An 11,294-nucleotide genomic window follows, 5' to 3' on the forward strand; every position below is an offset into this window, starting at 1 on the left:
GAGGTCGTAATGAGTATTGTTTTACAACAACATTGTCAAAATATTAACTGGCAAGATGTCGCTGACTTACTTGCCTTTTATGGACTCAGTTCGCTTGATGCCAAAACCCAAGAACAAGTCTTTAAACAGAGTTATGGCGTCGTTTTTTTACTGGAAAAAAAACGAGTAGTGGGTGTGGGACGCACATTATCAGATGGTATTTGTCAGGCAGCCATTTATAACATTGCGCTGGCAAACCATTTACATGGTCAGCAATTTGGACGGTTAATTGTGGAAAAACTGGTAGAACAGGTCAAACACTGCAATATCATTCTTTATACTCATCCCCAAACCATCGAATTTTATAAAAATTTGGGGTTCGATTTAATGAAAACGGGAATGGCTCGTTATCAGGTCGATCATCGAACAGAAATGAAAAATATGGGTTTTATCTAAAACTGTTTTAGCTTTATTCCGTAAAAAAAGGAGAGTAGCATTATGAATATCCCCACAAATTATTTTATTTCAGCGTTAAGCATACTAACTTTAACTGTTTTTTTATCTGGCTGTGATAACGCCAAAGAACACTCACCTACACTTCAAAAGGAAAAAATTACTATTGCTACCTCTGGCGCACCCAGCCCTTTTACGACGGTAAATGATAAAGGAGAATTAATTGGCTACGATATTGAGGTGGTTAAAGCGGTATTTGCCCAATTACCACAATATGAAATCAATTTTGAAGTTACCGAGTTTCCTTCGGTTTTAGCAGGACTTGACTCTCAACGTTATCAAGTCGGAGCCAATAATTATGCGATGAATGAAAAACGCAAAGAAAAATATTTTTATTCTTCGCCAATTTTCATGAACCAATATGTGATAGCAGTAGCTGAAAATAATGACAATATTAACCGTTTTAGTGATTTAAAAGGCAAATCGACTGAAGTTTCACCAGGGCTTAATTATGCTACAGCCTTAGAGTTATACAATGAACAAAATCCCGATAACCCCGTCAACATCATTTACAGTGAAGCAGACTTACTGCCAGTGTTACAGCATGTTGAAACAGGACAATATGATTTTCAGTTAATTGATAAAGTCATGTTGTCGCAATATATCAGCGAACATAACTTGAAACTCAAAAGTATCGATTTAAGCAACGAAGATGCTGAACGTATTGCTTCCCCCTATAGTTACTTATTGATCAGCAAAGGAAAGAAAGGTGAACAATTAACCAAAGATATCAATCAAGGCATCCAAAAAATCATCAATAATGGAAAATTATCAGAAATTAGTATTCATTATTTTGGTGCTGATTATTCACCCAAACAGTGAACTAACATAATCAAAATAACCAATTGGTTTATAGCTAAAACATTGGGTTAAATAGCGTTGCCTACCATAATGAAATAGATATATAAAGCACTTATTCACAATGCTTTAAAATGCTGAATATTATGGGGAAGGCTTAGTATGGATTTATACTCAAATGGTATCAAGGTCTTTACTTTTACAAGTATTTTTAAGCTATAAAATGTAAGACTAGAAGATTTTCTTATTGATAATTAATGGCTCTTGGAAAGATGATTCCAGAGCCAAACTAATTAATCAACAATGATTCGTCCATTTAACGGTTGAATTGGTCGGTTATTATCATGCTGCATAATTGAATGAAATTTTTCGATTTGTGCTTTTGATGCATAACTTTCATGTTCTAACACAATCCACCTTACCCCTTCTGTACAAGGTGGCGTAGTCAGTGAACCACTAAAGCGGTAGTAGTCCAATACATTGGGTAATAACGCTTTTATATTAATGGCATTATCTAATATCAGGCTTTTATTCACCGCTGTTGGCATTTGATGCCATGCTTTTTCTAATTCTAAATTAGTTTTACCTTCTTTAAACATTAACGCCATTACCGCTAAATCGCCATTTTGATTTTTATAAACAAAATGCGCCTCCATCGGATAATGCTTACCGTTAATTTCATTTTCGCTAGGCGTATGAAAGTGGAATTGCTGCAATGTAAAAACTTCATCATCCAACGTTAAACTATTTTCACCCGATACATTGATTTGTATAGTATGACCATTATTAATCATTTCTTGCTTAGCAGAATTGAAAATAAGACTAAGCTCAGGATGATTTGTTTTAAACGCATGTTCAATATTGATTGGTGATTGATTCTTGCCATTTTCACAAGTTGAATATTCCGGTGAAAGCTTTCCCCAGTTTTCAGGCTTTTCTTGCCCATCATATCCCCAATGAGTGGTATGTTCATTTGCAAAACAGGGGAAGCTAAATGTTGCAATTAAAGCAACAATCCTTATGTTCAATTTCATAATTTCTCAATTTAATAATGTGATTTGTGGCGAAATTATAGACTTATTAAACTAGCCTGACTATCTAAAATTAGTTAATTAAAACAATTCTCTCAAAAACCTCATTAAGCCTCTTAAAAAATTTGAACTGTTTTTTAAATAAACAATATAGTTAACCAAATGTCGGTAAAATACAACCAATTCACAAAATTGCAATTTTGTCAATAAATTTTAAAAAATATAGATATTTCATTTCACTAATAAAAAATAATGCTCTATATTTCCTCAATAGGTTGATCTTAACGATAAATAAATTAGTTGGAATTTCTTAATTAAAAAGACAAGGTTTGATTAGATGAAAAGTATAAAAATAACAGGAGCTCGGATTCACAATCTTAAAGACGTTGATATTACTATTCCCAAAAACAAATTAACCGTTGCTACCGGTATAAGTGGATCAGGAAAGTCTAGTCTTATGTTTGATATTGTGTTTGAAGAAGGACGTAAAGGGTATCTTCAATCATTAGGAATATTTCCGGGACTTGAAAATGAGAGAAAATTTGCAAGCATAGAGGGTATCGGCCCGACAATTGCAGTTAAGCAAAGCGTTGTACGTCAGAATAACCCAAGATCAACAGTCGGTTCAAAAACAAACATATTCAACCTTCTTGCCCTACTGTATTCAAGTGAAGGGCGGGTTAAATGTTCAGAGTGCAACGAAACTATTGGACAAGATAAGGTCTGCGCTAAGTGTGGACATGAGGAAGAGCGCCTTGAATTAGGCTATTTTTCCTATAATAACCCTAACGGAATGTGTATGAAATGCGCTGGCAGAGGCGCATATTATCACGTTAATATGGAAAAGCTTATTGCAAATAAAAATCCCACCGTTCGAGAGTTATTTAATTTTATCGGGGTAACCCCCGGTATACTTCGCGTCTTGGAAAGGAATTTCAAAGGCTATATGGATCAGCCTTATTTAGAAATACCGGATGAAATAAAAGAAGACGTGGTTAACGGGCATTATGTCAGCAATAACAGTGCAAATCAAAGCTTCTGCTTATCAAGAATTTTGCAAGCTAAACACAAAAGAGGCGAATATTTAAATGGTCTATACGAAATAACCCTTTGCTCGGAATGTCATGGATATCGCATTGGTGAAGAAGCTCGCAACATATTAATTAATGATAAACATATTGGTCAAGTCGGCAAAATGACTTTAGACGAGGCTAAAACGTTTTTTGAATCGGTATTGGAACTAAACGAAATAACGCAATTTGGGAAAAATCTTCTTAAAGATATTTTGGGTAAAACAAACTCATTAATTGCTTCTCGTTTAGGTCATTTATCACTTTATAGAGAAATGTCCTCACTAAGTGGCGGAGAAATACAACGACTCTTCCTTAATTCGCATTTGGAATCGAAACTGGAGTCACTTATCTATATTCTTGATGAACCCACAGTGGGTCTACATGAATCAGAAAAAATTGAACTTTTACAATCCATAAAAGCGCTTAAAGATTTGGGCAACACGGTTATTGTCGTGGAACATGACAGAAGTACGATAGAAATAGCTGAACATATCATTGATATTGGCCCAAAAGCGGGAATTGAAGGCGGAGAAGTTATTTATGAAGGTGATTATGCGGGTCTGTTAAAATGCGATAAATCATTGACAGGACAATATCTTTCCGGCAAGGCAAAAATGCCGGTAAGGATGTTAAAACAAAATATCGATGATTCTGATATTCCCCGTTTAGTTATTCGACACGCCAAAACCAACAATTTAAAAGATATTTCAGTCGCATTTCCATTAGGTGTTCTTATTGGGGTTTCGGGCGTTTCCGGAAGTGGTAAAAGCTCCTTGATATCGAGCACGCTAACGCCCCTGTTAAAAAGTTATTTTCGCTTAGACGCCAATAAGAACAATACCAATGGAGAAGAAGTAGATCTTGAAGAAGAATCACTATTAATCGAAACAATAGCCGAAAGGCTTGATGGCGCAGAAAATATTTCTGGCTTTGCTGAAGTATCGCAGGCACCAATAGGTAGAAATATAAATTCGAATCCTGTTACTTTTACCAAAATATGGGACAAGATACGCAGATTATTTGCAGAACAACCCCAAGCAAAACGGTTAAATTTAACGGCGGGACACTTTTCCTTCAATTCCGGGGGCGCTTGCCGAGAGTGTAATGGTAGTGGACGTAAAGCTATTTTTCCTGAAGGTAGTTTAAAGATGTACGCAACATGCGAAAAATGTAAAGGTAAAAGATATAACAACGAAGCTTTAACTGTCACGTATAAAGGGAAAAATATTTCAGAAATTCTTGATATGCAGATTTCTGAAGCGATAGCCCTATTTAGTGATAATGATTTCATCGTTCGTCCGTTACAGATAATGGAACGGATTGGTATGGGATATATAAAGCTTGGGCAACCCACTTCAACAATGAGCGGAGGAGAAACCCAAAGACTTAAACTCGCGAAGGAATTAGGACGGCAACGAAAAGGTCATATCTTGTATATCATGGATGAACCCACTACCGGTTTAAGCCTTTATGATACAGCTCAGCTGATAAAACTGTTGGATGAATTAATCAAAAGCGGAAACTCTGTGATTGTTATTGAACATAATCATGAAGTTCTTGAATCGTGCGATTGGATCGTGGAGCTTGGCCCTGAAGGAGGATTAAAAGGCGGTGAAATTATTGCCGAAGGAACCCCTAAAGACTTGGTGAAAAATCCAAAATCACTAATCGGAAAATATTTAACTCCTACGACTTAAAAAGTGAATACTTGATTATGGCTAATATAAAAGAATTAGAAACCATTGATGCAGAATCGGTGGATATGAATCCAGATAAATTGAGAGAGCTGGATGTCGCCTTGAATTTTCAACTAGGCATTATTAAAGGAATCGCGATTTTGCGAAAAGGCGGTATTGTGTTTGAAAAATATTTCAAAGGTTACCATGCTGAAAATACTCATCATCTCACTTCAGTAACACAAAGCGTTACTTCCGCTTTAGTGGGAATAGCCATTGATAAAGGATATATAAAAAGCGCCGATCAACCAATACTGGATTTCTTTCCAGAAGCGGAATCCAAAGCCAGTGATATGTTAAAGCGACATCTGACAATCAAACATTTACTAACCATGACTGCACCCTATTCTTGGAAAAAGAGTGAGCCATTAGATAGGTTGAGAAGGCAAAAGAATTGGACGATGTTTATGCTTGAAATGTTGGGACAAAAAGGCCTGCTTGGGGAGTTTCAATTCAATATGTCTAATGCCCACCTTCTTTCAGAGATTATTACGCGGAGTACGGGGCTATCAACCCGAGAATTTGCCAATAAATCATTATTTAGTCATTTAGGGGTGAAAGAGATCGATGACCAACAGATGAAATCCTTTTCTAAAGAAGAGGTCTATGGTGAAAATATTACCGGTTGGATAAAAGATCCTCAAAATATCAATACCGGAGGCTGGGGGCTGTGTTTAACTCTGCGGGATATGCTTCGTTTGGGATATTTGTATTTGAATAAAGGCCATTGCAATGACAAGCCGATCATTTCAGAAAACTGGATAACTGAATCGCTAAAACAGCATACGGAAGATTGTGGCTATATGTGGTGGCTTAGAGAAGATAAGGGTATTAACACTTTTCTCGCGGCAGGCATAGGCGGAACTTATCTCTATTGTGTTCCCGAAAAGGATCTGATAGTGGCAATCGTATCGAAAGTCGACAAGATGATAATCGACAGGTGGGAACTCATGGCGGATTATATCATTCCATCGATAACAGACAGTTAATTTTTTCGTCATAAATAAAATATCCCTTTTGCGATTCATTCCACCAAAATGCAAGAAGGTTTTACCGCCATGAACTGTCTAACAAAACGTTTTAGGTTGGGATAGGTGCTGCTCGGGCAGGTGCTATAACGTGAAAAATATAATGGATATTTTGCTCTCAATAACATGTCGATTAGACGCTTTTTTGCGCTAGAGAAAAATAACATCACTATTTATTAAAAAATAAACTTAAAGAGAAATCTATGTCAAATTTTCAAGAAAAATTGCAAAAAGGCATGTTTGAAGGTCCAATCATGCCAATAATTATAAAAATAGGGATTCCCATTCTCATTGGTCACTTATTAAATTATGCTTACTTAATAATCAATACCTATTTTATTTCATTGATCAATCCTACTTCTTCAGCCCCGTTGGCGGGAACCGGTCTTTTATTTCCATTATTTTTTGTCTTTGAAGCTATCGCCTCAGGTTTAGCCGTTGGACTCAGTACCACAACGGGGCGATTGATCGGTGAAAAACGATTTAATCATTATCAAAATCTGGGTGTTACAGGTGTCGTCATAGCTTTACTGCTAACCGTGCCATTTATGATTATGTGTTATGCTTTTGGCCCACAAATTATTGATTTATTATCAGGTGATAAATTAAGCCTAGAAGCAACAGTTTATAGTCTACAGTTTTTATATTCATTAGCCCCAGGTTTACTGTTCATAATATTATTACAGGTTTATGGTGGTATTCTTATTGGCGAAGGCCTGACATATGTTACTGCAATATCATTTATGATTATGGTAACGCTCAATATCATACTTGATCCGATATTGATATTTGTACTCGATATGGGGGTGGCTGGTGCAGGTTTAGCCACAACAATATCGTTATTTATGGCTTTTATCTATTTAATCCGCTTTATACACAAGGGAAAATCAAGAATTCCGTTAACATTTAACTTTGCTCACTTTAACGGAAAAATTGCCAGAGAAATCATACGGATTGGATTGCCTCAGTTTTTAATGACAGCCTCAACTTATATCATTATCGTTGCATATAACAAAATGATCACCAATACCTTTGATGAAAATGCAATGAATGCATGGACATTGGTTGGGAGAATTGATCAGATTTTAGTTATCCCGATGATTGCTATTGCTGGTGCAATGACGGTCTTTATTTCGCAAAATTATGGACGTAATCAACTTGATCGGATTAAAGAAGCTTTTAATCTAGGCTTAAGGGCAATAATGATACTATGTAGCATCATTGCAGCAGTGTATGTATTACTTTCTCCTTGGTTATTTTCAATATTTACTTCAATACCAGAAGTGATTAATCTTGCCAGAAAACAAGTGCTAATCGTATCATTTACATTTTGCTTTATGGCAATATCGTGGATAATCGGATCATGCTTTCAAGCGACAGGAAAACCCCTACCTGCGGTAATTATCCTTTATATTAGAATGATCATTATTTTTTCTATAGGACTATATTTAGTCTATGTTCAAAAAATGGGAATGAATGGCATTTTTATCTCTATGGCACTCGGAAACCTACTTTCATGTTTATTGTCATTTTTGTGGGTGAAGAAAAGTCTGAAATCATTAAAATTCAAGTCGATATTGGAATAAGTTGTTCTCGTCTATTGCTACGCTATTATCACAAACAATATTAAGCAAATAAGCTAAGTACAAAAGTTAATCAAGGAGAAGAAAGACATATTGTAAAAAATAATTGGGTAGATATTGAATATCATTATATTATTGGAAGAAAAGAATAGGGAAAAAGTAATATCTATGAAGCACATCCCCGAATTAAAGTCGAAATTCAATCAGTTCAATAAGATTATAAATGGATGACAATATGAAATTATTAAAGATCTTAATAATACTATTACTATTAATTAAAGGTTTTACCCGAATTCTTATTTGCAACGATGATCCTACTGTCTTTTTGGCGCTAAAATTGAATCCTCTTTCTGAAAATTATAATTATATTAATTATTTAAGTCACAATAGTTATTATGTTTTGTTTTCTGATGAAAATGAAATGATAGGACAAAATATCATTGATATGATTTATAAGATTCCTTTAATTCTTTATATTTCAGTTTTGCTTATATTATTTTTTTTAAAACATAAAAATACAAAAGAGAAAACCCTATAAAGCAATTTTTGCCACCTATTACTTTCTTGATATTTTTTTGCTTTTTATAAAGAGGTTAATGAACCACAATTATTAAGTAATGAAATAGAGAAACATTTACTAGAAAGAGGATTAGATAATTATGATATAACAGCTATCGTAACTTATAAAAAAGACATTAAAGAAATTTATTCTGATGATGATTTTAAGTTTAAACTGGATGCTTATTATTATTTATACCATTTCAAAAATAATCACTGAGTATTTGATAAAGCGGAAAAATGAGTTATAAATAGTCTTAACAGGTTGATTTAATAGTAAAAGGAAACAATTTTAAAATGAGAATATTATTACTGATTTTATTGTCTTTGGCTAACATAGCATGTAGTCAAAAAATAGAAAATCAATCAGCAGTGACTCAAACAATCCCACATTTTGATGCTACGGTTTATCAACTTATTGACCTTTTTAATAAAAAGAATTTTAAAGAAATTAACCAATATATTAATAAAGATATAGGTCTTTTCATTGTATATAATGCGAGTACCAGTCCCACAATGAGAAGAATTGAACAATTTAAATTTAATGATAAAGGAGTTGAAAATAAAATACCCTCTTGGGTAGAAGATGAATTGCTAGGGGTTACAATATCTGGCAATCCTAAAATACAATATGAACAATATCCTCCATTTGATCCATGTAGTGAAAAAGTTAATAAACTAGGTCTGTATGCCAATCCAAAAGAAAAAAATATTGAGGCTTTAAAAATAGCGCTTGATTATTATCATTGGGAACTAAAACACTATCAATTTGAAAAAAATCCTGTTTGGGAGGAATATCAAGCCATTGCCGATATAATAGCCCCTAAAACAGTTAAAGTTGTTTATATAGAAAACTTTCCAGGTATAATACCGAATCATGAAAAAAATATTTTTATATTTTATCTAACCCAATTAGATAATAAATGGTATTTATCCATTCTAGATTTTTATACTATGGATTGCAGTGCATAAAATGCGTGGTAATAAAAAATATATCGGCAAAAATTAGACTAAATTCCTATAATACCAAAGATGGAGATGATGAAAATGAAAATAAACCGCACTACCATAAAAATTAAAAACTATTTGATTAGTTTATTTTTAGCAATTTTTTTACCATTCAGTTGTAATGCCTACGAAAATCAATATATAGATACAAAATTTGTCTATGAAGCACAATATGATCGAAATAATGATTATTTTAAATCAAAAGAGTTAGACATGCTTTTTAATCTTAATAATGAAGACTACTACCTACCAGATACTTTTGGTCTTGATGCAGAGTTTTATTATGTTCGACCGATATGTATTAAAGGTAATCTTAAAGATAATTATATTCTTTTATATGATAAAAATGACATTTTAAGAGATGTGCTCCTCGTTGCTAATAAATATGTATATTCTATTGATGTTCGATTAGAAAATAATAAAAATGGAATTTGTTTGGGGACATTTGATAAAGAAAATGATTTTTTTGAGATTGAAAAAATTTATGAAGTCACTAAGGAAATAAAATTAAAACCTTTATCAATTGAAACCAAAATATTGGACTGTCCTATACCTGCTGATTACAATACTGAGGATATTGTAGGAATGGAAGATTACTTCAAATATGGCGTATTACGCAATAGAAAATAATAGTTTTAAAAAAGAATTAGTTTTAAATAGTTTTATAGAAAATCAACATAAAAATCCTGAATAATGATATACCAATTTATTGCGACTAAATGATATATAATTATTCAGGATTTTTTTACTATGGATTGCCGTGCATAATATGCGTGATAATAAAAAAATATTCTGGCAAAAATTGTTAATATTCATAGTAAGTTATCAATTAAAAATCCACCTAAAATAAAGAAGAAATAAATTCACTATTATCTGAAATCAGGTATATACTCTCCATAAATTCTGAAAACCGCACTCATATACTGCACTCGTTATTCTATACAAGCGTTTTTTAAAGTACGGGGAAACATTGTAAAAAATAAACAAGGAATATTGGCAATGAGATTGATAATAGTATGTTTCACCATCCTATTTATGATAGGTTGTAAGCAAATGGCGAATAGCCAACCGATTAATAAAAATAAAAAAGACGATCTTATTACCCAAATTATGCAAGCTCCGCTTGCCAGCCCGCCAATTGGTGATAAACATGTTTTATATCCCTTTGCAACACATTGGCAACATGCAGAAACAGAAAGTGAACGTTCGGGGAATGAAAAGGCTTTTGATGAATTAGCCAGGAATTTATATAAGCAGTCCCAATCAGAACAATCCTATAAGATTACTTTAACCCAAGAAAATTTAAAGCAGATTGTTCAGGATTCCTATGATATCCCATTTAATATCAACGATATTTTAAACCAGAAGATTACAGTTCATGTGGAAAAAATAGCCGGCTTTCCTCAGTTTGATCTGTTTCTACTCACCACCGAGAACCTTGAGTTAGAATGCAACCATTGCGAGTATGGAAGACACCTTATTTTTCAATCCATTATCTCTATCAGCTCTGATCAAATTGTGGATAAATTAGCAGCCACTTACGAATATGGAAATGATCTGGGTAGAAGCTATCGATTTTTCTATTATGATAATGGGAAAATAATTATTAGGGATTTTGGTAGTGATGAGACAGACAGTGCTGCTAATGAAAAAAGAACATACCAACTGACACCCCAAGGCAAATTCATCCGCTATTATGATACTAATGGTTCTTTTCAAAATACAGATCTTAATGATACAGAGGAAGGTTTAGTTCAAAACCATACTCGCGAGGGGGTATGGATCGAGATAACAGGCAGTAAATATGCGCCTTTAGGTATCGGTTATATTTATCTCGAATCGGAATACAAAAATGGCCTGCCTGTTGGTATTTGGAAATGTCATCAATTAGAACATAATGAACTGAATGAACCCATCTTATCCACTCGCAAAAAAGGCAAACTTTTGTACACAGAAACCTATAAAGACGGTGAGCTTGTCGAACGCA

The 11,294-nt window shown here is 33.7% G+C and carries 10 protein-coding genes; 9 read left to right on the top strand and 1 reads right to left on the bottom strand.

Annotated features, from left to right (window positions below):
* Positions 1–9: 9 nt before the first annotated feature.
* The gene (locus tag J3U35_RS07580; RefSeq protein ID WP_267351960.1) at positions 10–435 is read left to right on the top strand and encodes a GNAT family N-acetyltransferase; all 426 of its coding nucleotides are present in this window, start codon (positions 10–12) and stop codon (positions 433–435) included.
* Between the two features lie 42 nt (positions 436–477).
* On the top strand, positions 478–1,314 hold the full coding sequence (locus J3U35_RS07585; RefSeq protein ID WP_267360560.1) for a transporter substrate-binding domain-containing protein: 837 nt from the start codon (positions 478–480) through the stop codon (positions 1,312–1,314).
* Positions 1,315–1,583: 269 nt separating this feature from the next.
* Here J3U35_RS07585 and J3U35_RS07590 read toward each other — a convergent pair whose 3' ends face one another.
* Positions 1,584–2,324, bottom strand: coding sequence for a carbonic anhydrase (locus J3U35_RS07590; RefSeq protein ID WP_267360562.1), 741 nt, complete (start codon positions 2,322–2,324; stop codon positions 1,584–1,586).
* A 334-nt stretch (positions 2,325–2,658) separates the two neighbouring features.
* On the opposite strand from J3U35_RS07590, the gene J3U35_RS07595 reads away from it, so the two are divergent.
* The 7 genes from J3U35_RS07595 to J3U35_RS07625 all read left to right on the top strand — a co-directional run.
* A complete protein-coding gene (locus tag J3U35_RS07595; RefSeq protein WP_267360564.1) occupies positions 2,659–5,091 on the top strand; it encodes an excinuclease ABC subunit UvrA in 2,433 nt (810 codons plus the stop codon).
* Positions 5,092–5,108: 17 nt separating this feature from the next.
* The gene (locus tag J3U35_RS07600) at positions 5,109–6,119 is read left to right on the top strand and encodes a serine hydrolase domain-containing protein (RefSeq protein ID WP_267360566.1); all 1,011 of its coding nucleotides are present in this window, start codon (positions 5,109–5,111) and stop codon (positions 6,117–6,119) included.
* A 242-nt stretch (positions 6,120–6,361) separates the two neighbouring features.
* Positions 6,362–7,744: an MATE family efflux transporter gene (locus tag J3U35_RS07605; protein ID WP_267360568.1), complete on the top strand. Its 1,383-nt coding sequence runs from the start codon at positions 6,362–6,364 to the stop codon at positions 7,742–7,744.
* A 232-nt stretch (positions 7,745–7,976) separates the two neighbouring features.
* The gene (locus J3U35_RS07610; RefSeq protein ID WP_267360569.1) at positions 7,977–8,279 is read left to right on the top strand and encodes a hypothetical protein; all 303 of its coding nucleotides are present in this window, start codon (positions 7,977–7,979) and stop codon (positions 8,277–8,279) included.
* Positions 8,280–8,596: 317 nt separating this feature from the next.
* On the top strand, positions 8,597–9,271 hold the full coding sequence (locus J3U35_RS07615) for a hypothetical protein (protein ID WP_267360571.1): 675 nt from the start codon (positions 8,597–8,599) through the stop codon (positions 9,269–9,271).
* 75 nt (positions 9,272–9,346) lie between these two features.
* Positions 9,347–9,937 (top strand): hypothetical protein, encoded by a 591-nt coding sequence (locus J3U35_RS07620; protein ID WP_267360573.1) that lies wholly within the window; start codon positions 9,347–9,349, stop codon positions 9,935–9,937.
* Positions 9,938–10,306: 369 nt separating this feature from the next.
* The coding region (locus J3U35_RS07625; protein ID WP_267360575.1) for a hypothetical protein at positions 10,307–11,294 on the top strand (988 nt) is incomplete at its 3' end.

Source organism: Gilliamella sp. B2717 (assembly GCF_026536675.1).
Lineage (GTDB): Bacteria > Pseudomonadota > Gammaproteobacteria > Enterobacterales > Orbaceae > Gilliamella > Gilliamella apicola_I.

What these genes read in the sequence shown, in the direction of transcription:
- J3U35_RS07580 (WP_267351960.1), top strand. Translation starts at nt 10, where the DNA reads ATGAGTATTGTTTTACAACAACATTGTCAAAATATTAACTGGCAAGAT.
- J3U35_RS07595 (WP_267360564.1), top strand. Translation starts at nt 2,659, where the DNA reads ATGAAAAGTATAAAAATAACAGGAGCTCGGATTCACAATCTTAAAGAC.
- J3U35_RS07605 (WP_267360568.1), top strand. Translation starts at nt 6,362, where the DNA reads ATGTCAAATTTTCAAGAAAAATTGCAAAAAGGCATGTTTGAAGGTCCA.
- J3U35_RS07600 (WP_267360566.1), top strand. Translation starts at nt 5,109, where the DNA reads ATGGCTAATATAAAAGAATTAGAAACCATTGATGCAGAATCGGTGGAT.
- J3U35_RS07590 (WP_267360562.1), bottom strand. Translation starts at nt 2,324, where the DNA reads ATGAAATTGAACATAAGGATTGTTGCTTTAATTGCAACATTTAGCTTC.
- J3U35_RS07585 (WP_267360560.1), top strand. Translation starts at nt 478, where the DNA reads ATGAATATCCCCACAAATTATTTTATTTCAGCGTTAAGCATACTAACT.
- J3U35_RS07610 (WP_267360569.1), top strand. Translation starts at nt 7,977, where the DNA reads ATGAAATTATTAAAGATCTTAATAATACTATTACTATTAATTAAAGGT.
- J3U35_RS07620 (WP_267360573.1), top strand. Translation starts at nt 9,347, where the DNA reads ATGAAAATAAACCGCACTACCATAAAAATTAAAAACTATTTGATTAGT.
- J3U35_RS07615 (WP_267360571.1), top strand. Translation starts at nt 8,597, where the DNA reads ATGAGAATATTATTACTGATTTTATTGTCTTTGGCTAACATAGCATGT.